Origin of the sequence: Pseudomonas sp. W2-17 (assembly GCF_041060445.1) — a bacterium.
Lineage (GTDB): Bacteria > Pseudomonadota > Gammaproteobacteria > Pseudomonadales > Pseudomonadaceae > Aquipseudomonas.
On sequence record NZ_JAUFNS010000015.1, the window covers coordinates 104,501 to 128,096 of the forward strand.

At 64.1% G+C, this 23,596-nt stretch carries 21 protein-coding genes and 1 pseudogene; 13 read left to right on the forward strand and 9 right to left on the reverse strand.

Annotation, left to right across the window (positions count from 1 at the left end; translation table 11 throughout):
• Positions 1–102 precede the first annotated feature (102 nt).
• Genes QWI20_RS19010 through QWI20_RS19025 form a run of 4 tightly spaced genes read right to left on the reverse strand, consistent with a single transcriptional unit; the run spans position 103 to position 3,680 of the window.
• Positions 103–945 (reverse strand): GNAT family N-acetyltransferase, encoded by an 843-nt coding sequence (locus tag QWI20_RS19010; protein ID WP_369306734.1) that lies wholly within the window; start codon positions 943–945, stop codon positions 103–105.
• Positions 942–2,123, reverse strand: a complete 1,182-nt coding sequence (locus QWI20_RS19015) for an NAD(P)/FAD-dependent oxidoreductase (protein WP_369306735.1) — start codon at positions 2,121–2,123, stop codon at positions 942–944. The genes QWI20_RS19010 and QWI20_RS19015 overlap by 4 nt, the downstream gene beginning before the upstream one ends.
• Positions 2,120–2,554 carry a RidA family protein gene (locus QWI20_RS19020; RefSeq protein ID WP_369306736.1) on the reverse strand — a complete coding sequence of 145 codons (435 nt, stop codon included), beginning with the start codon at positions 2,552–2,554 and terminating at the stop codon, positions 2,120–2,122. Before QWI20_RS19020 ends, QWI20_RS19015 begins: the two co-directional genes overlap by 4 nt.
• Positions 2,544–3,680, reverse strand: coding sequence for a DSD1 family PLP-dependent enzyme (locus tag QWI20_RS19025; RefSeq protein ID WP_369306737.1), 1,137 nt, complete (start codon positions 3,678–3,680; stop codon positions 2,544–2,546). The genes QWI20_RS19020 and QWI20_RS19025 overlap by 11 nt, the downstream gene beginning before the upstream one ends.
• Positions 3,681–3,775: 95 nt before the next feature.
• Between QWI20_RS19025 and QWI20_RS19030 the strand changes: the two genes are divergently transcribed.
• Entirely contained in the window at positions 3,776–4,660 is an 885-nt protein-coding gene (locus QWI20_RS19030; RefSeq protein WP_369306738.1) for a LysR family transcriptional regulator, read from the forward strand.
• A gap of 671 nt (positions 4,661–5,331) precedes the next feature.
• On the opposite strand, the gene QWI20_RS19035 is transcribed toward QWI20_RS19030, so the two are convergent.
• The 4 genes and pseudogenes from QWI20_RS19035 to QWI20_RS19050 form a co-directional block, all read right to left on the reverse strand.
• Positions 5,332–6,045: a cupin domain-containing protein gene (locus QWI20_RS19035; RefSeq protein WP_369306739.1), complete on the reverse strand. Its 714-nt coding sequence runs from the start codon at positions 6,043–6,045 to the stop codon at positions 5,332–5,334.
• A 21-nt stretch (positions 6,046–6,066) separates the two neighbouring features.
• Complete coding sequence (locus QWI20_RS19040; RefSeq protein ID WP_369306740.1) at positions 6,067–6,918, reverse strand: GNAT family N-acetyltransferase; 852 nt, start codon at positions 6,916–6,918, stop codon at positions 6,067–6,069.
• A gap of 255 nt (positions 6,919–7,173) precedes the next feature.
• A complete protein-coding gene (locus QWI20_RS19045) occupies positions 7,174–7,929 on the reverse strand; it encodes a DMT family transporter (protein WP_369306741.1) in 756 nt (251 codons plus the stop codon).
• Positions 7,930–7,942: 13 nt separating this feature from the next.
• Positions 7,943–8,392 (reverse strand): annotated as a pseudogene (locus QWI20_RS19050) (AraC family transcriptional regulator); the annotation flags it as partial.
• 539 nt (positions 8,393–8,931) lie between these two features.
• On the opposite strand from QWI20_RS19050, the gene QWI20_RS19055 reads away from it, so the two are divergent.
• The 12 genes from QWI20_RS19055 (at position 8,932) to QWI20_RS19110 (ending at position 23,050) form a co-directional block, all read left to right on the forward strand.
• The gene (locus tag QWI20_RS19055) at positions 8,932–9,600 is read left to right on the forward strand and encodes a haloacid dehalogenase type II (protein ID WP_369306742.1); all 669 of its coding nucleotides are present in this window, start codon (positions 8,932–8,934) and stop codon (positions 9,598–9,600) included.
• Between the two features lie 58 nt (positions 9,601–9,658).
• Positions 9,659–10,933, forward strand: a complete 1,275-nt coding sequence (locus QWI20_RS19060; protein ID WP_369306743.1) for an NAD(P)/FAD-dependent oxidoreductase — start codon at positions 9,659–9,661, stop codon at positions 10,931–10,933.
• Positions 10,934–11,028: 95 nt separating this feature from the next.
• Entirely contained in the window at positions 11,029–12,666 is a 1,638-nt protein-coding gene (locus QWI20_RS19065) for an ABC transporter substrate-binding protein (RefSeq protein WP_369306744.1), read from the forward strand.
• 12 nt (positions 12,667–12,678) lie between these two features.
• Positions 12,679–13,635 carry an ABC transporter permease gene (locus QWI20_RS19070; RefSeq protein WP_065987220.1) on the forward strand — a complete coding sequence of 319 codons (957 nt, stop codon included), beginning with the start codon at positions 12,679–12,681 and terminating at the stop codon, positions 13,633–13,635.
• Positions 13,632–14,507, forward strand: coding sequence for an ABC transporter permease (locus QWI20_RS19075; protein ID WP_122624288.1), 876 nt, complete (start codon positions 13,632–13,634; stop codon positions 14,505–14,507). The genes QWI20_RS19070 and QWI20_RS19075 overlap by 4 nt, the downstream gene beginning before the upstream one ends.
• A 1-nt stretch (position 14,508) precedes the next feature.
• Positions 14,509–16,350: an ABC transporter ATP-binding protein gene (locus tag QWI20_RS19080; protein WP_369306745.1), complete on the forward strand. Its 1,842-nt coding sequence runs from the start codon at positions 14,509–14,511 to the stop codon at positions 16,348–16,350.
• Complete coding sequence (locus QWI20_RS19085; protein WP_369306746.1) at positions 16,347–16,655, forward strand: (2Fe-2S)-binding protein; 309 nt, start codon at positions 16,347–16,349, stop codon at positions 16,653–16,655. The genes QWI20_RS19080 and QWI20_RS19085 overlap by 4 nt, the downstream gene beginning before the upstream one ends.
• On the forward strand, positions 16,637–18,028 hold the full coding sequence (locus QWI20_RS19090) for an FAD-dependent oxidoreductase (protein ID WP_369306747.1): 1,392 nt from the start codon (positions 16,637–16,639) through the stop codon (positions 18,026–18,028). Before QWI20_RS19085 ends, QWI20_RS19090 begins: the two co-directional genes overlap by 19 nt.
• The gene (locus QWI20_RS19095) at positions 18,025–19,179 is read left to right on the forward strand and encodes an NAD(P)/FAD-dependent oxidoreductase (protein ID WP_369306748.1); all 1,155 of its coding nucleotides are present in this window, start codon (positions 18,025–18,027) and stop codon (positions 19,177–19,179) included. The genes QWI20_RS19090 and QWI20_RS19095 overlap by 4 nt, the downstream gene beginning before the upstream one ends.
• Positions 19,176–20,345: an acetylornithine deacetylase gene (gene argE, locus QWI20_RS19100; protein ID WP_369306749.1), complete on the forward strand. Its 1,170-nt coding sequence runs from the start codon at positions 19,176–19,178 to the stop codon at positions 20,343–20,345. Before QWI20_RS19095 ends, argE begins: the two co-directional genes overlap by 4 nt.
• 117 nt (positions 20,346–20,462) lie before the next feature.
• Complete coding sequence (locus QWI20_RS19105; protein ID WP_369306750.1) at positions 20,463–21,923, forward strand: NAD-dependent succinate-semialdehyde dehydrogenase; 1,461 nt, start codon at positions 20,463–20,465, stop codon at positions 21,921–21,923.
• A 20-nt stretch (positions 21,924–21,943) separates the two neighbouring features.
• Entirely contained in the window at positions 21,944–23,050 is a 1,107-nt protein-coding gene (locus tag QWI20_RS19110; protein ID WP_369306751.1) for a tartrate dehydrogenase, read from the forward strand.
• Positions 23,051–23,317: 267 nt separating this feature from the next.
• Here QWI20_RS19110 and QWI20_RS19115 read toward each other — a convergent pair whose 3' ends face one another.
• On the reverse strand, positions 23,318–23,551 hold the full coding sequence (locus QWI20_RS19115; protein ID WP_369306752.1) for a hypothetical protein: 234 nt from the start codon (positions 23,549–23,551) through the stop codon (positions 23,318–23,320).
• Positions 23,552–23,596: the final 45 nt, after the last annotated feature.

A 23,596-nucleotide genomic window follows, 5' to 3' on the forward strand; every position in this document is an offset into this window, starting at 1 on the left:
GCCGGGAAGAGGCCCGTGTGAGCGCCATCAACTTTGCGGTGTGACGCATGACGCCTTCCCGGCTGAAGCCGATCCTACAAATGGCGGCGCGCCTGGCAACGTTCAACCAATCGCCTGGGTCACCATCGCAAACTGGGCAATCCCATCCCGCGACTGCGGCGGTTCGCCCAGCACCATGCGGGGCGCGCGATCAACGCATGGCAGCCCCAGGCCCTCCAGCCAGTCCACCAGCCCGCAATCCGCCAGAATATCGAAGCGCACAAACGTGCCGGGGATCAGGCTCAGCAAGTGCGTGATCATCTGTTGCGCCTGCTCCAGATTCTGGGCAACCACCGGTCCGATGAGATGTCCGCGGCCAAAACGACGGAGCAGGGCGCAGCCCGTTAGTTGCCCGTGCACCTCGACGCCCACCACACACTCCGCCGTCGGCAGCAGATCATTGAGAACCGCCGTGCGATCCAGTCCGCTGCCTGCATTGGCCAGTTCGATCACCTGCGGGTATTCGTCCTGGGTCACTTCGCGACAGACCGCGCCTGCAGTCACAAACACAGGCGGCACCTGCGGCACGCCCTGATGCTGCTGAATCCGCGCGTATTCGACGAAACCCATGCTCACGTACAGCGGCGCCCCTGATTCAGTGGCATTGAGAATCGGCGTGCGCGGCGCGGCGGCGTCCAGGCACAGGTTCATCAACTGGCGGCCAATGCCTTTGCTCTGGTGCTGATCACTGACGATCACCAGCCCGATGGACGAATAAGCCCCCTGATGGCAGGCAAACGCCACGCCCACCAATTGCCCTTCATGCTCAGCAACAAAGCCCTCGGATGTGCGCTGCACCATCGCCCAGTCGGCCTCGCGATGGGGCCACTTCAACTGCACGGAGAGCGCGTGGGCGGCGGGCATGTCGGCTGCCGTCGCCATGCGATAAACGTAAGCGTCACTCATATGAGTTTTCCTGTGCTGAGAAGACTTGTTGCCAGTTGCGGCACCAGCGATGGCTGGGTGAACCGACGAATGTCGAAGGGGCTGATGGACGTGCTGGTGCTGCCGGTGCTGATCAATTCGGCCATCACGTCGCCAACGCCAGGGCCGAGCTGAAAGCCATGGCCGCAGAAGCCGAAAGCGTAAAACAGCCCGTCAACCATGCCGCTGCGGCCCATCACCGGCAGCGAGTCTGGCGTGTAGCTTTCGATGCCGCTCCAGGTGCGGATGATGTTGAGTTTCTCCGCGCCGGGTACCAGCCGCTTCATCTGGCGCATCTGGTTGATCAGGCTTTCAGGCTTGAAAAACGCCCGACGGTTGACCATGTCCGGCGCGCAGCGGGCGCCGCCGCCGATGATGATGTTCCCGCGCGGGATCTGCCGAAAGTAGATCACCTCTTCCTTGATTTTGGTGAACACGCCGATCACCGTGGGCAACGCGTAAGGCACCGGCTCGGTCACCGACATCTGCGGGCCGTTGGGCTCCAGGGGCACGGGTTCATCGAACTGTTGAGACAGCCTGGTCGCCCACGCGCCGGCGGTGATCAACAGTTGCTCGGCGACGAACAATTGCCCATCGGTGGTGGTGACATGGAACACGCCGCCGACCTTTTGCACGTCGGCGACTTCGGTGCGTTCTTCGATTCGGGCGCCGAGGCGTCGGGCCGCGCGGGCAAAGGCCGGCGCTGCGAGACGCGGGTTGGCGTGACCGTCGTGAGGGGCGTAGGAGCCGCCCTTGACCTCTGGGCCGAGGAAGGGAAACCGCTCGTGCAACTCGGCGCCGCGATAGATTCTCAGGTCCAGTTGCTCGGCTTCCGGGGCGGCGGCATAGGCCTCCAGCTCGGCGATTTCGTCCTCGCGATAGCACACGCGCATGTGCCCGCTGGGGATGAATTCCAGGTCGTCGTCGATCAGCTCCGGCAGGCGCTTCCACAATCCGAATGAGCGATTCGCCAGTTCCAGCTGACCCAGATACCGCCCTTGCCGCCGCACATTGCCGAAGTTCACGCCGCTGGCGTACTGACCGATCTGATCGCGTTCCAGCAGGGTCACCGAGCGACCGCGCCGTTGCAGAAAAAACGTCGAAGAGGCGCCCATGACGCCGCCGCCGATCACCAGCACATCGCTTTTTTGCGGGTTCATGAAGGCTCCTCTTGCAGGTTACGGGCTGGGAGGCCACGGGGTTGCAGGTCACGGGCTATCGCTTCGATCTCGATCAGGTAACCGTGATGCAAGACCGGGACCGGCACCACGGCGCGGGCGGGTCGATGCTCGCCCAAGCAGCGCCCATAGATTCGGTCAAAGGCCGGCCAGTGTTCAATGCCCACGACGTAGACCGTGACTTTCAGCAAGTCGACTGGGCTTAAACCCGCTTGCGTAAGGATCGCCATGAGGTTGTCGAGGGCAATCGACGCCTGCACCTCGAACGGTTGATCGGCGCTGTGCTCGCCATTGGCGCGTACTGGCAATTGCCCGGACACGTACAACACGCCGCCGTAGGCCACTGCTTGGGAATAGTGTCCGCCCGGCACCGCTGCGTGGGGCGTGTGAATGATCTCGATGTCACCAGCCATGCAGACGACTCCAGGTGTGCACCGCGCCATCGGCGTCGAGGGCGTGATAATCCGGGAACTGCGCGCCGGTGGCGCAGGCGTGGTTGGGCAGGATGCGCAGGCGGCTGCCGATGGGGAAACGTGTGGCAAGGCCGGCGCTGTCGGTGTTGCCCAACGTGATAATCCCGTGCTCCTGATTGGCGCCGGTGAGCAACGCCCCCTCAATCCACTCTCCCGTTTCGCTGCACACCTGGCCGTAGCCGAAATCGTGGCGCTGACGCTGGGTGCCGCGATCACGACTCATGGCCATCCAGCCGGCGTCGGTGATGATCCAGCCCTTTTCCTGCTGATGGCCGATCACCGTGGTCAGCACGCTCAGGGCCAACTCGTCGGCCTGGCAGACGCCGATGTTGTGCATGACCAGATCGAAGAACACATAAACGCCAGCACGCACTTCCGTCACGCCATCCAGATTCAGGGCCGAGAGGGCGGTGGGCGTGGAGCCGATGCTGACGTCCGGGCAGGCCATCCCGGCGTCACGGATGCGTTGAGCGGCGCGAACGCAGAGGGCGCGCTCCTGTTCGGCGAGGGCCTGCAGGGCTTCAGGGTTGTCGAGTTCGTAGCTGGAACCGGCGTGGGTCATCACGCCGCGCAGCTGCACGCCGCCGTCGATGAGGATGCGTGCCACGTCGATCAGCGCGGGGTCTTCAGCGGCGAGACCGGACCGATGACCGTCACAGTCGACCTCAATCCAGACGGGGAAGGGCTCATTGTGCTCGCGCGCGAAGGCGACGATGGCCTCTGCACCCTGGACGCTGTCGGTGAGCACGCTCAGGTTGCAACCGGCGCGCCGCAGCGCCATTGCCTGGGCCAGTTTGCCGGGCGCGATGGCGACCGCGTACAACACGTCGATGATGCCCTGATTGAAACAGTGCTCGGCTTCTTTCAGCGTCGAGACCGTCACACCGCTGGCGCCGGCCGCGATCTGCGCGTGAATCACCTGCAGGCATTTGCTGGTCTTGATGTGGGGGCGCAAACGCACGCCGAGGCTGTCCATGCGTTGCTGCATGCGCTGGATGTTGCGCTGCATGCGCGGGACGTCCACCAGCGCGGCGGGGGTGTCGAGAGAGGCGATCGGCGTAGACATGACGGAACTCGGGTGGCGAGGGACAGGCTGCACTCTACTCAGCTGTCGTTAAGGTGTGGTTCAATCCAGCCTCATCAATCATTAAGTAAAAGTGAATGATTTCCATCGAAGACCTGCGCCTGGCGGTCGCCCTGAGCCGTGCCGAATCCCTGAGCGCGGCGGCCAGAGCGCTCAATGTTTCGCCGCCGGCGCTGTCCATGCGCCTGCGTAAACTGGAGACCCTGCTGGGCCTGACGCTGGCCAACCGCGACGCCCGCCGCCTGAGCCTGACGGCCGATGGCGAACGCTTCTCCCGGGAAAGCGCGCTGTTGCTCGAACAGCTCGAAGCGCTGCCCGAATCTTTCCGGCAAAAGGACGAAAGACTGGTCGGCACCCTGCGACTGGCGGCGCCGTTCGGCTTCGGACGCCAGCGACTGGCACCGCTGCTGGCGCGTTTCATTCGGCTGCATCCGCAGCTGTGCCTGCACCTGGATCTGCGCGAAACCCCCTGGCCGGATCGCCACGACAGCGACGCCGTGATCCACATCGGCCACCTCAACGACAGCCTTTGGACCGCGCGGCAACTCTCGCCCAACGAGCGCTGGCTGTGCGCAAGCCCGGCCTACCTGCACGAACACGGTGAGCCGACGTCGCCGGACCAACTCAGCGCCCACCGCTGCATCTGCATCCGCGAAAACGACGAAGACGTGACCCTCTGGCACCTGCGCAAAGGCTCTGCCCGCAAAACCCTGCGCGTCGAACCGGCCCTGCTGACCAACGACGGCAGCGTCGCCCGCCGCTGGGCCGAACAAGGCCTGGGCCTGGTGCTGCGCTCGCAATGGGACGTCAGCGACGCCATCGCCGCCGGCAACCTCGTGCGCGTCCTCGCCGAATGGAACTTCGACAGCGCCCCCGTCAACCTCCTCGTACCCTCACGCAAACTGCGCAGCCCGAGGGTGCAGGCGTTGGTGGCGTTTCTGGAGGATGCGTTGAAGGTGTGAGTGGGGGCGTTTGATAGCGAGACAGGCGTTACGGCGCTAAATTGTTGGCGCCCAGACTGGCCTCTTCCCGGCTGAAGCCGGTCCCACTAAAAGCACCGCGTGGAGCCAGTGAGACCGGTGACGCGGAGCGTCAGGAGATGCATTCCCACGCGGAGCGTGGGGAAAGATCTGACAACAGCAACAGCAACAGCAACAGCAACAGCAACAGCAAGAGCTTCGCGAGCAAGCTCGCTCCCACAGGTAGTGTGTCTGATCAGCAAACCTGCCAGTGCCCAGACTGGCCTCTTCCCGGCTAAAGCCGGTCCCACAAAAAAGTACTGCGTACACCCCGTAGGACCTGTTTCAGCCGGAAGCTTTTGATCTTCAAACACATATAGCCCAGACACCGCAGAACGCGACTTGGGTGCAGGCCGAACGCAGACGACGCGGAGTGGGCCGAGCCGCATGGATGCGGCGAGAGCGCCGTCAGGACAGGGATGTCCGTTCGGCGCGGGCCCACGGAGCGTCGTCGGAGTGAGGGTATTCCGACGAAGGAGGAACCCAACTAGGAGCAGGCACCCTTGGTTACTTGGGGTGCTTTTCCAAGTAACTCGCCGAAGGCGAAACAGTCTGCCCCCAGGCAGACGCCCTTGATCCTGATCCTGATCTTGATCTAAAGAGAGACGCCGAACTCACTGCACCGCATAGACCTTGCGGACGTAAACCATACTCGTCCACGCACAAAACGCCCCCTTCACCACAAAAACCGTATCCCCCGGATTAACCGTCACCTCACCGCCCTCATCATCGGCCAGCGTTACGCTCCCCTCCAACACATGCATCAACTCATGCAACCGATGGGCACGACCATGGCGCTGATACGGCGTCGAATCCCAGATCCCCACTTTCAACGCCGTCACCTCATCCTCGAACAGACTCAACGCCCGACACTGCGGCGCAGGCCCGATCAAAATCGGCGGCTCCAGCGTCGCAGACGGCTCCAGCCACGTATGCGCCGGCAACAGCGTCAAACCGGGACGCGCAGGCGCACCCTCCACATCCACCGCACAAAACGCCCATTCACTGCCACTGCTGGCATGCACCGCGACCCGACTGCCACGGCCAATCACCGCACTGTCACCGACGCCCAACTCCAGGGTCTGCTCCGCGCTGCTCAACACCACATGGCCGGCGTGCACCACCAGCGTCTCGCTGTAGGGAAAGTCCTCGATCAACGTGTCGCCGGTGAACCGCACCAGCCCGGCCGACACCCCGTCGTCGCCGCGCCACGCCACCTGTCGCGCTTCGGCAAAGGGATCAAGGGCGCCCAATGGCGCCGAGTTGAAAGACGTCGCAACGCCGCTGCCATCAGCGCGCGCCAACAGCAAAATACCGGGAGATGACATGGTTAACGCTCCGTTGAAAAGTCAGCCGATCGCTTGGGTGATCAGCGCAAAAGGTTGCATGCCCTGACTGGCCTGGGGCGGCGTGCCCCGCGCCATTTGCACCACCGTGTCGACGTGCTTCAGGCCCGCCGTTTCCAGCCAGTCGCTGAGGCCGCAGGCCACGGGGATGTCGATGCGCACAAAAGTGTCCGGCACCTGGGCCAGCAAGACGGCGATCAGGTGCTGGGCCTGATGGATGTTCTCCGCCACCACCGGCCCGATGCAGCGCCCGCGCCCGAACGGCCTAAGCAGGGCGAAACCGCGCAGCTGACCGCCACGCTCGATGCCCACGGCGTGCTCCACCTGCAGGTCGCGCAGCACTTCGCGGCGATCCAGGCCGCTGGCGGCTTTGGCGAGATCGAGCAGGGCGGCGTGATCGTCGGCGGTGAGGGCGCGGCAGGTTTCACCGTCAGCCAACGCCACAAGCGCCGGCACAATGGCCTGCCCCTGATGCTGCTGCACCCGACCGAACTCGACAAAACCCTGGCTGGCATACAACGGCTTGCCGGCGACGGTGGCGTTAAGAATCGGCGTGCGCGGTTCGCACGCGGCGAGGGCCATCTCCATCAAGCGGCGGCCGATGCCCTGGCCCTGATAATCGTTGCTGACGATCACCAGGCCGATGGTCGCGAAATCACCTTGAGGGCAGACAAACGCGCTACCGATCAGGCGGCTGCCGTCCATGACCACGAAGCCGTCGCTGACCCGATGCAGCATCGCCCAGTCGTCCAGGCGATGGGGCCATTTCAGTTGCACCGACAAATCATGGGCAGCGGTCAGGTCGGCCACGGTCATGGGGCGATAGGTATAAGAAGGGTGCGGCAGGGCGGACATGGCGAGGCTCCGTTATGCGTTATTCAAGTGGCACTGCACGCCTGTATCCCACCTGATGTGAGGGCTGACAAGAGGCCTCGGAATATTCGGCAGATTCGTTGCGCGCCGGGGAACCAGACCCAACTTCGTACTTAAATCCGGGGCGAGGGCGGCAGCAAATGCCACGGGACATTAATGCTGAATAACACCGCACCGAGCGCTTTTTTCAAGCAGTTGCAGCGGGCGGTGGACAGACTTTTGCCGGATGGGCACCGTTCATGCACCCACCGACGCATTCGCCTCACGGCGCGGGGCACGGTGACAATTCAGGCACCAGACAACGCCGGTCACCAGCAGCACAATAGCCGCCCACTCAAAGTTGTCAGGGAGTCGGTGCTCCCATATAAAGCCGAACACCAGCGCCGCCAATGTCTCGATCACCAGCACTTGCCCACTGAGCGCCAGCGGCAGCAGCCTGCTCGCCTGATTCCAGCACGCGCCACCCACCACCGAGGACAGCAAGGCGACGCCCCCGGCCACCCCCAAAACATGCAGCCAGTCCGCGGCGCTGTACGTACCGGCCTGAAACCCAAGGACAGGCACTGCCAACAGCAGGGACTGCGCGCCGGTCATCACCCCAGTCAGGAGCGCCCAGTCATGGGACGAAACCTCGATGACTTGAACCAGTCGCCGAGCGTTGCTCACGGCGTACCAGCTCCAGGTCACCAGTGCGCCCACCGCACACAAAATCCCGCCAACGTTGGTCAATGCATCCGGCCTGTCGCCTTTGAACAGGGCGTGCCAACTGATCAGTACGACGCCACCGACCGCGTAACACAGCGAAGGAATCAGCTTGCGCAACGGGACGGCGTTGGCGTCATGACGGCCTGCCAGCGTCACGATGACCGGGATCAGTCCGACAATCAGGGATGTGGTGGCGATGCCGACCCATTGCACACCGGTGCCCACCAGCGAGTAGTAGAGGAGGTTGCCGATCAGGCTCAGCCAGAACAGTGATTTCCAGTCAGCCATACCGAGTTGCGCACCCGGGCGTGGCTCGCAGACGGCCCATCAATTGAGCCATGGGCGACGGCGATCCGACGGTGTCCGACAACAGGGAGGACAGCAGCAGCGGGCCGAGCTGTGAAGCGCTCAAGGCCAGTTGCTCATTGCCGATCAGCTCGGCGAACTCGATCAGCCGCCGGGTGGCGGGGGAAACCGGCACGTACACACGCTTGGCCAGCGGCGCGATGTGCAGGGCCTCCAGCGTAGTCGCGGCGCAGTCCAGGATCAGAAACCGGCTGTCAACGTGGGTGAACTGGGAGTGCGCCGAGCCGGGCATCACCACGGCTGCCAATGACTGATCGATAGCCCCTTCACGACCGTCCACGTTGATTTCCATTCGCCCGCGGATCGGCAGTACCAACTGAGTGTGGTCGTGCTGGTGGTTGGGGTTTTCCCTGTCGTAGCTGCGGACTTCAAGGTTTACAAACATAGCGCACCATCCCGCCGGGCGGGTCATTCAGGGTCGAGCATTCGCCGTGCCCGTGCACCTTACGGATGCGGTGCGGGGCGCGGGATTCTATCATTTGGCGAACAGGCCGTTGCGCCCGCCCGATGTCCTGCACGCCGACACAGAATGGCTGGACCGCAGTGACTGAGCCCGGGTCAGTCAGCCGTCATCCAGGGGGGGGGTCGAAAGCAGAATCTGCCCTCACCGCAGAATCGGTTAACCCCGCGCGTGCCACGCCACATTATCTGCCGCCCCGACGCCCATTCTTGGGCCTTTCCCCGCCCGAACGCCTTCAAAAGCCCCCTAAAAGCGCACAAACACAGGACCTGCCCAAGGCTGGCGCGCACCGCAAACTCTGCTGAGCCCAGCCACCAAAACGGTGGTTTGTATTGAGCACGGGTCGTTTTAGACGGCATATGCTGATTTCACAGTGATGTAATGAAGCTGTGCTGCAACGAGGCCGACGCGCCGCCAGGGCAGCGAACGCTTGCCACACTCAACTGACTTCAGGACCGCACTCAATGAGCTTTCTTCGTCCCAAATTCATTACGTTCGACTGCTACGGCACGCTCACCAACTTCCACATGGGCACCATGACCCGCGAGCTGTTTGCTGACCGCGTCAAGCCTGAACAGATGGACCAGTTCGTCAAAGACTTTTCGGCCTATCGCCTCGATCAAGTCATGGGCGACTGGCAGCCGTACGACGTGATCCTCAAGACCGCCCTGGCCCGGACCTGCAAACGCTGGGGCGTCGAGTACCGCGATGAAGGCCAGCTGTATTACGACGCCGTGCCGACCTGGGGCCCCCACGCCGACGTGCCGGCCGGTCTGTCGAAGATCGCCGACAAGATTCCCCTGGTGATCTTCTCCAACGCCAGCGACAGCCAGATCATGTCCAACGTCGACAAGCTCGGCGCGCCGTTCCACAAAGTCTTCACCGCCGAACAGGCCCAGGCCTACAAGCCACGTCTGGCCGCGTTCGAGTTCATGCTCGACAACCTTGGCTGTGGCCCGGAAGAAATCTTGCATGTGTCTTCGAGCTTCCGTTACGACCTGATGCCGGCCCACGACATGAAAATCAAGCACAAGGCCTTCGTTGCCCGCGGCCATGAAGTCCCGGCGAATGCGTACTTCGAGTACCAGCAGATCACCGACATCGGCGGACTGCCGGCGCTCGTGGGCCTGTAACTCAAACGCCGTCTCCACGCCGTTTCAGCGCCGCCGTTTTAGCAATAAGGGGTTAAAGATGGGCAGTGAATCCTATTGGCTCGACACCGCACCGGCCTTCACCGGTGCCCAACCCGGCGGCTTGCCCGGGCAGGTCGACGTGGCCGTGATCGGCGGTGGATTCACCGGCCTTTCAGCGGCGCGGGCCTTGGCACTCAAGGGTGCCAGCGTGGTGGTGCTGGACGCCGGTCGGGTCATCGGCGAAGCCTCGGGGCGCAACGGCGGGCAGTGCAACACCGGCGTGGCGCAGGATTACGCCGGTCTGCACGCCAGTCTCGGTGCGGCCAGGGCGCGCGCCTATTACCAGGCCTATGAAAGCGCGGTGCAGACCGTGGTGTCGCTGGTCGAGCACGAAAAGATCGCCTGCGATCTGCTGCGCAACGGCAAGCTCAAGCTGGCGGCCAAACCCCTGCATTACGAAGGCCTGGCCCGCACCTGCGAGCTGATCCGCCGGGAGGTGGACGCCGACGTCGAGTTGTTGAATGCCGAGCAAACCCGAGCCGAAGTCAACTCGGCGCAATTCCATGGTGCGTTGTTGCAGCGCAACGGCGTGCAGATGCACGTTGGCCGCTTTGGCGTCGGTCTGGCCGAAGCCGCTGCCCGGCGCGGCGCCATGATTTACCAACACACCGCGGTCAAGGACTGGAAGCCCGAGGCCGGCGGTTATCAGGTCAACACCGCCAAGGGTTCGCTGCACGCAGGCCAAGTGCTGCTGGCGACCGGCGCGTGCCAGCACGGCGACCTCGGCTGGTACCGCCGGCGGATCGTGCCGGTGGGCAGTTTTGTCATCGCCACCGAAGTCTTGCCCCAGGCGCTGATCGATCAATTATTGCCGCAGCACCGTGCCTACGTGACCAGCCGCATGATCGGCAACTACTTCCGCCTGACCCCGGACAACCGCCTGCTGTTTGGCGGCCGCGCGCGGTTTGCCATGTCCGACGGCGTGTCCGACGCCAAAAGCGGCAAGGTGCTGCGGGCGGCGATGCTGAACATGTTCCCGCAATTGGCCAACGTGAAAATCGATTACTGCTGGGGCGGCCTGGTGGACATGACGTCCGACCGCCTGCCCCGCGCCGGCCAGCACGGCGGCGTGTTCCATTCCATGGGCTACAGCGGCCATGGCGTGCAGATGTCCGTGCACATGGGCCAGGTCATGGCCGAGGTCATGGCCGGCAACGCGGCGGCCAACCCCTGGCGTGAACTGGAATGGCCAGCGATCCCCGGCCACTTCGGCAAGCCCTGGTTTCTGCCGTTCGTGGGCGCTTATTACCGTTTCCAGGACTATTTGCACTGAGTTGCCGCTGTAGCGTCACCGTCGTCTGCGTTTCCAGGACGCTCCGGACATCCGTGAGCACTCGAATATCCCGATCATCGACAGGTAGCCTTGATATGACTGACCACAAAGACACCCCCGAGCTTATCTCCGGCCAAGACAGCCTGCGGGTATTCGAAGGCCTCAATCGCGGCATGTCGCGGCGCAACGCCCTGCAGATGCTCGGCCTTGCCGGCGTCGCCGCAGCGGGGGCGGGCAGCCTGTTCGGCAGCGCCGGCAAACTGTTCGCCGAAGAAGCCACCGCTGGCGGCAAGGGCAAGCCCGGCGGCAAGATCCGCGTGGCCGGCATGTCCAGTTCCACCGCCGACACCCTCGACCCGGCCAAGGGCGCGCTGTCCACCGACTATGCCCGTCACTACATGTTCTACAACGGCCTGACCCGTTTCGATAAGCACCTGGTGCCGCAACTGGAACTGGCCGAGCGCATCGATAACGTTGACGCCACGCTGTGGACCATCACCCTGCGCAAGGACGTGACCTTCCACAACGGCAAGAGCCTCGGCGCCGCCGACGTGGTGTTCTCCCTGAGCCGCCACAAGGACCCGATCACCGGCTCCAAAGTCATGCCGCTGATGGAGCAGTTTGCCGAGATCAAGGCCACCGGCCCGAACGAGGTGCAGATCCGCCTCAGCGCGCCGAACGCGGAACTGCCGTCGATCCTCGCCGTGTCGCACCTGCTGATCGTTCCCGAGGGCACCACCGATTTCAACAAAGGCATCGGCACCGGGCCGTTCACCGTCGGCGAGTTCAAGCCGGGTGTGCGTTCGGTGGCCGTGCGCAACAAGAACTACTGGAAACCGGGCCTGCCGTACCTCGACGAGATCGAATTCATCGCCATTGCCGACGAGCCGTCGCGGGTCAACGCGCTGCTGTCTGGCGACGTGCACATGATCAACGAGGTCAACCCGCGCTCCACCACGCGCATTGCCGCCAGCCCCAAACACCGCGTCGTCGATGCACCGTCGGGCAACTACACTGACTTGATCATTCGCCAGGACCAGCTGCCCGGCAAAAGCCCGGAATTCACCCAGGCCATGAAACTGCTGCTGGACCGCGAACAGGTCAAATCCGCCGTGTTCCGTGGCTTCGCCGTGGTCGGCAACGATCACCCGATTGCGCCGGGTTCGCGCTACTTCAACACCGACTTGCCGCAGACGGTCTACGACCCGGAAAAAGCCAAGTTCCTGCTGAAGAAAGCCGGCATGGAAAGCATCACCATGCCGGTCATGGCGTCGCCTGCCGCGACCGGTTCGGTGGACATCGCCGTGCTGCTGCAGCAATCGGCGAAACAGGCCGGCCTCAAGCTGGACGTGAACCGCCTGCCGAGCGACGGCTACTGGTCCAACCACTGGATGAAGCACCCGTTGAACTTCGGCAACATCAACCCGCGGCCGAACGCCGACGTGATGTTCTCGCAGTTCTTCCAGTCCAAGGCGCCGTGGAATGAATCCGGCTGGCAGAACGATCAGTTCGACCAGTTGCTGATGCTGGCCCGGGGCGAAACCGACGACGCCAAGCGCGCCAAGATGTACGGCGACATGCAGACCCTGGTGCACGATCACTGCGGCATCGGCGTGCCGGTGTTCATCAGCAACATCGACGGCGTCGACCAGCGCATCAAGGGCTACGACTCCAACCCGTTGGGCGGCTTCATGGGTTACATGTTCGCCGAGCAGGTGTGGCTGGACGCTTGAGGAGGCAGTGCGATGAATAGCCATACGCTGTGGTTGATCTGCCGGCGCCTCGGTGCCGGAGTCGTGACCCTGTTGATCGTGTCCATGGTCGTGTTCGCGATCACGGCCGTGCTGCCGGGCGACGCGGCGCAGCAATCCCTCGGCCAGTTCGCCACCCCTGAGCAGGTGGCGGCGCTGCGCCTTAAACTGGGGCTGGATCAACCCGGCGTGTTGCGCTACCTGCACTGGTTGATGAATTTGCTCACCGGCGACATGGGCCAGTCGGTGTCCAACGCCATGCCGGTGGGTGAATTGATGGCGGGCCGGGTGCCGAACACGCTGATGCTGGCGGCCGCCACGGCGCTGGTGTCAGTGCCGCTGGCCTTGATCCTCGGCATCGGTTCGGCCATGGGGCGCGGCGGGCGCATCGACAGCTGCCTGAGTTTCATCACCCTGGCGATGGTTGCAGTGCCGGAGTTTCTGGTGGCGACCCTGGCGGTGCTGATTTTCGCGGTCAACCTCGGTTGGCTGTCGGCGCTGTCCTACGCCACCGACATCACGTCACCGCTGCAATTTCTGCGCACCTACGCGTTACCGGTAATGACCCTGTGCTGCGTGATCGTGGCGCAGATGGCACGGATGACCCGCGCCGCCGTCATCGACCAGCTCGACAGTCCGTACGTGGAAATGGCCCGCCTCAAAGGCGTCAGCCCGATCCGCATCGTGCTGCGCCACGCCTTGCCCAACGCCATCGGGCCGATTGCCAACGCCATCGCCCTGAGCCTGTCGTACCTGCTCGGCGGGGTGGTGATCGTCGAGACCATCTTCAACTACCCCGGCATTGCCAGCCTGATGGTCGATGCCGTGACCAACCGCGACATGGCCCTGGTGCAAGCCTGCACCATGCTGTTCTGCGCGGCCTATCTGGCGTTGGTGTTGCTCGCCGACCTCTGCGCCATCCTCTCCAACCCGAGGCTGAGAAACCAATGAACCCGCTCATTGCGAAATCCAGGCCTGCGTCTTCCGCCCTGGCACTGGCCAAGGTCTCCGGCAACCCGTCCTGGCTGGGATTGGTCGGCGCTGCCGTCTGCGTGATCTGGCTGCTGGTGGCGCTGTTCGGCCCGTGGCTGGCGCCGCACCCGGTCGGGGAAGTGATCTCCGACAACATCTTCGAAGGCTTCAGTCTGGCGCATCCCTTCGGCACCGATTACCTGGGCCGCGACATGCTCAGCCGGGTGCTGGTGGGGGCGCGATTCACGGTCGGTCTGTCGCTGGTGGCGGCGCTATTGGCCAGCACCTTCGGCACCGGCTGCGCGCTGCTGTCGGTGGTTTCGCCCAAGTGGCTGGACGAAATCATCAGCCGCATCATGGACGCGTTCATTTCGATCCCCAGCAAAATGCTCGCGCTGATCATGGTCTCGGCCTTCGGCTCGTCGGTCACGCTGCTGATCTGCACGGCAGTGATCAGCTACATCCCCGGTTCGTTCCGGGTGGCCCGCAGCATGGCGGTCAATATCGAGGCCCTGGAATACGTGCAAGTGGCGCGCACCCGGGGCGAAGGCAAGCTGTACGTGGCGTGCCGGGAAATCCTGCCGAACATGCTCAACCCGGTGCTGACCGACCTTGGCCTGCGTTTCGGCTACATCGTGCTGTTGCTCAGCGGCATGAGTTTTCTGGGCCTCGGCGTGCAGCCGCCGGACGCCGACCTTGGCTCGCTGGTGCGGGAAAACATCGGCGGCCTCAACCAGGGCGCGATGGCGATCATCATTCCGGCGCTGGCCATCGGCACGCTGACCATCGGCGTCAATCTGCTGATCGACTACCTGTCATCACGACGCGGTCGACGCTCGGGAGGCCATTGATATGACCCAGTTGATTCGCGTCGAAGACTTGCGCGTGGTGGCCGGTGATCCGGGCAGCGAAGTGGAGATCGTCAAGGGCGTGAGCTTTGCCCTGGAGAAGGGCGAAGTGCTGGCGCTGATCGGCGAGTCCGGCTCCGGTAAAACCACGATTGCCCTGGCCTTGCTTGGTTATGCACGACGGGGCTGCCGGTTGTCCGGTGGCGTGGTGCAGGTCGGCGACCACGACATGCTGGCCCTCAGCGAAAAAGAGTTGCAGGGCCTGCGGGGCAATCGTGTCTCGTACATTGCCCAGAGCGCGGCGGCCGCCTTTAATCCGGCGAAAAAACTCCTCGATCAAGTGGTGGAAGGGCCGTTGATCCACGGCCTCGGCACCCGCGCGGAGCTCGAAGCCAAGGCCATCGGCCTGTTCCGCGACCTGGCCCTGCCAAACCCGGAGCGCATTGGCCGTCGGTATCCGCACCAGGTTTCCGGTGGACAATTGCAACGGGTGATGGCCGCCATGGCGCTGATCAGCGACCCGCTGCTGGTGGTGCTCGATGAGCCGACCACCGCGCTGGACGTCACCACACAGATCGACGTGCTGCGCGCGTTCAAGCGCGTGGTGCGGGAACGTGGCGCGACGGCGGTCTACGTGTCCCATGACCTCGCCGTGGTGGCGCAAATGGCCGACCAGATTGTCGTGCTCAACGGCGGGCAGATTCTCGAACAAAGCGCCACCGCGCCCCTGCTCAAGGCACCGTCCCACGAATACACCCGCAGCCTGCTGGCGGCCGCACGCCCTGATACGCGCATTCGTCCGCCGTGTGGCGTTGCTGAAGAAAGCCCGCTGCTGACCATCACTGGCCTGACCGCCGGCTATGGCAACAAGAACCTGCATGGCATGCCGGCGATTCGCGTGCTGGAAGACATCGACCTGACCGTGCGGCGGGGCCAGGCCATCGGCGTGATCGGTGAGTCCGGCTCGGGCAAATCAACCCTGGCGCGCGTCGTGGCGGGGCTTTTGACCCCTGCACTCGGCGGCCTGACCTTCGACGGTCAGCCGTTGGGCGGCAGTCTGTCCGAGCGCACGCCGGAGCAGTTCCGCCGGATCCAGATGGTCTTCCAGAACGCCGACACCGCGCTTAACCCGATGCACAGCGTGGCGACCATCCTCAGCCGCCCGCTGAAAATGTATTTCGGCCTCAAGGGCGCGGCCTTGCAGACGCGCATCGGCGAGCTGCTTGATCTGGTGCGCCTGCCGCGGGACATGGCTGATCGCCGTCCCAATGAGCTGTCGGGCGGACAAAAACAGCGGGTCAATCTGGCCCGGGCGCTGGCGGCCAAGCCCGATCTGATCCTCTGTGATGAAGTGACCTCGGCCCTCGACACCGTGGTCGGCGCCGCCATCCTCGAACTGCTCCGCGACCTGCGTCAGCAACTGGGCGTGTCCTACCTGTTCATCAGCCACGACATTTCTACGGTGCGCGCGCTGTGCGACGACATCGTGGTGATGTACAGCGGCCACAAAGTCCACGCCGGCCGCCGCGAATCCTTTGCCGAAGCGCCGTACCACCCGTACACCGACCTGTTGATCCACTCGGTGCCGGAACTGCGCCAGGGCTGGCTGGAAACCTGCGGCGCCACCCATGGCGAGCTGCCGCCGATCGGCGAGCGGGCCAACCTGCCGGAGCTGTGCACCTTTCTCAATCGTTGCCCAATGCGCATCGACGGCCTGTGCAACCGCACCGCGCCGAACCGCCGCACGCTGGACAACGGCAGCGAAATTCTCTGCCACCGAGACGCCGCCGATCTGCTGGCGACCCAGCGCGGCGTCACCCCCACAAGCTTTGGAGCGTATGCATGAAAGGGCGTTTTGTGAGGCTGGCCGAACAGGGCCGGCCGACGGTCAACCTGACCGTGGATGGCGCGCCAATCGAAGCGTTGCAGGGCGACACGCTGATGGTGGCGTTGCTGACCCAGGGCACCGCGCTGCGCCAATCGGAATTCGACAGTGGCCGCCGCGCCGGTTTCTGCCTGATGGGCGCGTGCCAGGATTGCTGGGTCTGGACCCGTGGCGGCGAACGCCTGCGCGCCTGCTCCAACGAAGTCCGCGACGGGCTGGACATCGTCACCACACAACCGGAGGCGACATGGCCACTGCACAGCTGAGCACCCATCGCGTCGTCATCGTCGGTGCGGGCCCGGCCGGTGTGCGCTGCGCCGAAACCTTGCTGGCGGCCGGCATCAAACCGATTCTGGTGGACGAAAACCGCCGCGACGGCGGGCAGATCTACCGCCGCCAGCCGGACGGCTTCACCCGCGACTACGGCACCTTGTACGGCAGCGAAGCCGACAAGGCCAAGGACCTGCACCAGACTTTCGACCGCATCCGCGGCGCCATTGATTACCGCCCGGATACGCTGGTGTGGAACCTCACGCCGGGGCAGTTGTGCTGCGCGAATCAGGGCCGCCACACCACGCTGGACTATGACGCGCTGATCCTTTGCACCGGCGCCACCGACCGCTTGATGCCCATCGAAGGCTGGCAGCTCGCGGGCACCTACAGCCTGGGCGGGGCGCAGATCGCGTTGAAAAATCAGGCGGTTTCAATCGGCCATCGCGTGGTGTTCATGGGCAGCGGGCCGTTGCTGTACCTGGTCGCCAGCCAGTACGTCAAAGCCGGCGCCGAGGTGGCCGCGGTCCTCGACACTTCACCCTTCAGCCTGCGCATCAAGGCCCTGCCCAAACTGCTGGCACGACCGGGTCTGCTGTGGACCGGCATGAAACTGCTGGCGCAGTTGTACCAGGCCAAAGTGCCGGTGCATCTTGGCGTCAAGCCGTTGGAGGTTCTGGGCGATGCCGCCAATGGCGTGGCGGGCGTGCGTTTTACGACGGGCAGCGGCAAGGCCGTGACCGTGCAGGCCGATGCCGTGGCGCTGGGGTATCACCTGCGTCCGGAAACCCAGCTGGGTGATCTGGCCGGTTGCGCCATGGCCTTCGATGAAGCCTCCAGCCAATGGTGGCTGGCGACGGACGAGGCCGGCCGTACCTCGGTGAACGGCGTCTACGCCGCCGGCGACGGGGCGAAGATTCGCGGCGCCGATGCTGCCGAGCACGCCGGGCGTCGAGTGGCACTGGCACTGCTCGAAGACCTCAAGCAACCCTTCAATGCCGGGCTGCGCGATGAACAGCAACAGGCGCTGGGGGTGATGGACCAGTTTCGTCTGGGCCTGGCCGAAGCGTTTCCCTGGCCTGCCGAGCAGGCCAAGGCTTTGCCCGACAGCGCCATCGTCTGCCGCTGCGAGATGATCACGGCCGGCGAATTGCGTCGCACGGTCAACGAGAAGGGCGCCTGTGAAGTCAACCGCGCCAAGGCCTTCAGCCGGGTCGGCATGGGTCGCTGCCAAGGGCGTTATTGCTCCCAGGCGGGGGCTGAAGTGATCGCCGCAGAGGCCGGCGTGCAGGTGCAGGAAGTCGGTCGCCAGCGCGGGCAGGCGCCGGTCAAACCCTTGTCGATGCTCATTGAGGAGGTGTCGCCATGAGCGTGCAAAAAGCAGATGTGGTGATCGTCGGTGGCGGCGTGATGGGCTCAGCGACGGCGTTCTTTCTGCGTCAGCGCGGGCAGTCGGTGATCCTGCTGGAGCGCGACCAGATCGGCCAGTACGCCAGCGGCGTCAACTTCGGCAACGTGCGCCGGCAAGGGCGATTCCTCGGGCAACTGGCGCTGGCCAACCGCTCGTACGCACTGTGGAAACGCCTGCCGGAACTGATCGACGACGACCTCGAATTCATCCCCAGCGGGCACATGCGCGTGTGTTACCGCGAAGACGAAATCGCCGAGCTGGAGGCCTATGCCGCCGCCCCGGAGGCCGAGCAGCTGGACCTGAAAATCTACCGTGGCGCCGAGCTGCATCAGCGCTTTGGTTTTCTCGGCGCGGACGTCAAAGGCGGCTCGTACGCCCCCCACGACGGTCATGCCAACCCACGCCTCGCCGCGCCAGCCTTCGCGCGCGCCGCCCGACGTCTGGGGGCGCAGATCGAAGAACGCACGGAAGTGGCCGAGGTCGAGAAGGTCGGCGGTGATTTTCACGTCACCACCACTGACGGTCGTCAGTTCCACGCCGCGCAGCTGTTGATCACCGCCGGCGCCTGGGGCCAGAAACTCTCGGCGCAGTTCGGCGAACCGGTGCCGCTGGACACCCACGGCCCGCAGATGGCGGTCACGGAACCGGTGCCCTACGCCTTGCCGACGGTGATCGGCGTGTACACCAAGATCGCCGAGGAAGTGATTTACTTCCGCCAGATCCCCCGGGGCAATATCGTCATCGGCGGCGGCTTTCGCAGCAAACCCGACATGCTCAACCGTCGCGCCGCTGTCGAGCCGCGCAGCATCCTCAATCAGGCCGAACAGATGCGCCGTCTACTGCCGGGCGTGGGGAATCTGAACATCATCCGCGTGTGGAGCGGCATTGAAGGCTACCTGCCGGACTCGCTGCCGATCATGGGCCCCAGCGGCACCGTCGACGGCCTGTTCTATGCCTTTGGCTTCTGCGGCCACGGCTTTCAGCTCGGCCCCGGCGTCGGTGACGTGATGGCCGAACTGCTCGACACCGGTCGCACCACGACCCCGATCGAGGCATTCTCCATCACGCGTTTTGCCCTTCCCGCCGTGCAACGGAGCCACGCCTCATGAAACCCCGCGTTCTCGAGATTCTGAAACGGCTAATGGCCTTCGAAACCGTGTCGTCGGAGTCCAACATGGCCCTGATCGACTACGTCCGCGACCTGCTGCTGAGCAAGGGCATCGAGTCGTTGATCGTCAAAGACCAGAGCGGCAAGAAGGCCAACCTGTTCGCCAGCACCGGGCCGAAAGACCAGCCCGGCGTATTGCTCTCCGGGCACACCGACGTGGTGCCGGCGGCAGGGCAGGCGTGGACCTTTCCGGCGTTCGCCGCCACCGTGCAGGACGGGCGCATTTATGGCCGTGGCAGCTGCGACATGAAGGGCTTCATCGCTTTGGCCATCGACGCCATGCTCGATGCGGCAGAGCACTCACTCACACGCCCCCTCAATCGCCCGCTGCAACTGGCGCTGTCCCATGACGAGGAGATCGGTTGCGTCGGCGTGCGGCGCTTGCTCGACGTGCTGCACCTGGCGCCGGTGCGGCCGTTTCTGTGCGTGATCGGCGAGCCGACCAACATGCAATTCGTGCTGGGCCACAAGGGCAAGGGCTCCTACCGGACCTATTGCCGGGGTCAGGAGGCGCATTCGTCCCTGGCGCCGCGCTCGGTCAACGCCATTCACGTGGCCTGCGACTTCATCGCCTCCCTGCGGGAAAGCCAGCAGCATTTGCAACAACATGGCGCTCAGGACACCGACTACGACGTCCCCTACAGCACCGTGCATGTCGGGCAGATCAGCGGCGGCAAGGCGCTGAACATCGTGCCGAACCTGTGCACCCTGGATTTCGAGGTGCGCAACCTGCCGGCGGACAATCTGGAGCAGTTCATCGAGCAGATGCGCGAGCGTGCCGAAGTGATCGTGCGCGAGGCGCAGAAGCTCTCCAGCGTCGCGGCCATCGAGATCGAAACCATCAACGTCTACCCCGGCCTCGACACCCATCCGACGGTGGAAGCGGTGAGCTTCCTCAAGCAATTCGCCGCGCCGGACACCGGCATGACCAAGGTCTCGTTCGGCACTGAGGGCGGTCTGTTCAAACAGCGCCTCGACGTGCCGGTGGTGGTGTGCGGCCCGGGTTCCATCGAGCAGGCGCACAAGCCGGACGAGTTTATCGAGGTCAGCCAGATGGACGCCGGCGAGCGCTTTTTGCAAGGGCTGCTGGGCTCGTTGAAGGCGTAGCAGAGCCTGCCGTCCTGACGTGAATTTCAGCACGGCACGCTGGTTTGAAGACGCTTTCGGCATCCTCGTCCGCGCCAGATCCCTAGACTGGAATCTGTCTCGGATCAGGACTCGACCATGCTCAAGAATCGCTTGCAAGACCCCGGCCTGCTGGCTGAACGCGCCTACGTCAACGGCCAGTGGATCGCTGCTGACAGTGGCGCCACCCTGGACGTCCGCGACCCCGCCAGCGGCGAACTGCTGGCGCAGGTCCCGGCCATGGACGCGGTCGACACCCGCCGCGCCATCGAAGCCGCCGAGCAGGCCTGGCCTGCCTGGCGCGCTCGCCCGGCAGCAGAACGCGCGGGGCTGCTGGAGCGCTGGTTTCAGGCGATGATCGACCACCTTGATGACCTCGCGCTGATCATGACCTGCGAGCAGGGCAAGCCGCTGAACGAGGCCAAGGGCGAAATCCGCTACGGCGCCGGCTTCGTCAAATGGTTCGCCGAAGAAGCGCGCCGGGTCTACGGCGAAACCATGCCGGCCCCCAGTGGCGACCGCCGCCTGCTGACCCTCAAGCAACCTGTGGGCGTCTGCGCCGCGATCACCCCGTGGAATTTCCCCAACGCGATGATCACCCGCAAATGCGCGCCGGCACTGGCGGCCGGTTGCCCGATCATCGTCAAACCGTCGGACCTCACGCCGCTCTCGGCCCTCGCCCTGGCGGTACTGGCTGAGCGCGTCGGCATCCCGGCCGGCGTGTTCAACGTCATCACCGGAATGCCCGCGGGCATCGGTGAAGAGCTCACCGGCAACCCGGCGGTGCGCAAGATTTCCTTCACCGGCTCCACCGCCGTCGGCCGCCTGCTGATGCGCCAGAGCGCCGAACACATCAAGCGCCTGAGCCTGGAACTGGGCGGCAATGCGCCGTTTGTGGTGTTCGACGACGCCGACCTGGAACAGGCCGTGGCCGGGGTGATGATCAGCAAGTTTCGCAACGCCGGGCAAACCTGCGTGTGCGCCAACCGCATTCTGGTGCAGGCGGGCATCTACGACCGTTTCGCCGCGCGGCTTGTGGAGGAGGTCGGCAAACTCAAGGTCGGCAACGGCCTGGAAGACGGCGTGACCATCGGCCCGCTGATCAACCCGGCGGCGGTCGCCAAGGTGGCCCGGCACATCGACGATGCCCTGAGTCAGGGCGCCAAACTACTCTGCGGCGGGATTCCCGCAGGCGACAGCCCGTTCGTGCAACCCACCGTGCTGGCTGACGCCCACGCTGGCATGTTGCTGGCCAACGAGGAAACCTTCGGCCCCGTGGCGCCGTTGATGCGCTTTACTACAGAAGACGAAGCGCTGGCACTGGCCAACGCCACCCCGTTCGGCCTGGGCGCCTACTATTTCACCCAGGACCTGAAGCGCTCGTGGCGTTTCGGCGAAGCGCTGGAGTTCGGCATGGTCGGCCTCAACACCGGAATCATCTCCATGGAAGTCGCGCCGTTCGGCGGCATCAAACAATCGGGCCTCGGCCGCGAGGGCAGCAAATACGGCCTGGACGAGTACCTTGAAGTCAAAGCCTTCCACATCGGCGGCTTGAACTGATTCATACCGAGGGGCGCACCATGAGCAAGGCATTCAGAATCGCCGCGATTGCGGGCGACGGCATCGGCAAGGAAGTCCTGCCGGAAGGGCTACGGGTACTGGAACAGGCGGCGAAAAAATGGGAACTGAACCTGAGCATCGACGTGCTCGACTGGGCCCACTGCGACTACTACCTCGCCCACGGGAAGATGATGCCCGATGACTGGTTCGAGCAGCTCAAGGGCTATGACGCGATCTACTTCGGCGCCGTGGGTTGGCCCGACAAAGTGCCGGACCACATCTCCCTGTGGGGTTCGTTGCTCAAGTTCCGCCGGGACTTCGACCAATACGTGAACATCCGCCCGGTGCGCCTGTTCCCCGGCGTGCCCTGTCCGCTGGCCGGACGCAAGCCGGGCGACATCGACTTCGTGGTGATCCGCGAAAACACCGAGGGCGAATATTCCTCGGTGGGCGGCAAGATGTTCGAAGGCACCGAACACGAATTCGTCCTGCAGGAATCGGTGTTCACCCGCCGTGGCGTCGACCGCATCCTCAAATTCGCCTTCGAACTGGCCCAGACTCGCCCGCGCAAACGCCTGACGGCCGCGACCAAATCCAACGGCATCTCCATCAGCATGCCGTACTGGGACGAACGCACGGCGTTGATGGCGGCGAATTACCCTGAGGTCAGCTGGGACAAACAGCACATCGACATTCTGTGCGCACGGTTCGTGTTGCAGCCCGACCGGTTTGACGTGGTAGTAGCGTCCAATTTGTTCGGCGACATCCTGTCGGACCTCGGCCCGGCGTGCGCCGGCACCATCGGCATCGCCCCGTCGGCAAACCTCGACCCGGAACGGCGGTTTCCGTCATTGTTCGAACCAGTGCATGGCTCCGCGCCGGACATCTACGGACAGAACATCGCCAACCCCATCGCGATGATCTGGTCCGGCGCACTGATGCTCGACTTCCTCGGCGACGGCGACGGCGACGGCGACGGCGACGACCGCTACCGCTACCGCGCGGCCCACGACGGGATATTAAAGGCGATTGAAGACGTGATTGCGCAAGGCCCGATCACCCCGGACCTGGGCGGGAAGGGCTCGACGCAAGATGTGGGGGCTGCGATTGCCGGAAAGTTGGTTTAGCGGCGGGCGCGGTGTTCGGTGGGACTGGTTTTTGACGTATGTGGGACCGGCTTTAGCCGGGAAGAGGCCGGTGTGTGCAATATCAATTTTTCGGTATGGCCGCTGACGCCTTCCCGGCTAAAGCCAGTCCCACAGGGACGCAGAGCGTCTGAGGCGGCATTACCACGCAGAGCGTGGGAACGATCAAAAATTCAGGCCCGGACACCGTCCCTGTGGGAGCGAGCTTGCTCGCGAATGCTTTGGTTGGAACGCCAAAAGCGTCAAGCCTCAAACGACGTTGCAGGTCAGTTGACAGATATGGCGATCATCAAAGAATTCTCTGCCAGCCAGTGCCTCAATGGCTGAAGCCTGCTGTGGGTTAAGGTCGTATCCTTCGTCGCCACGTTGCGGACTCGACCATCCCATTATCTCGCTCAACTGAGCGTTACATCCCTCGGGCAGGTTGATTTCAGACACCAGCAGTTCGGTCTTTCTGTCGAATATTTCAACGGTGTATTGCAAGACTGGGCCTGAAGATGCTGGGGATGTGGAGGGTCAACAGAGTTG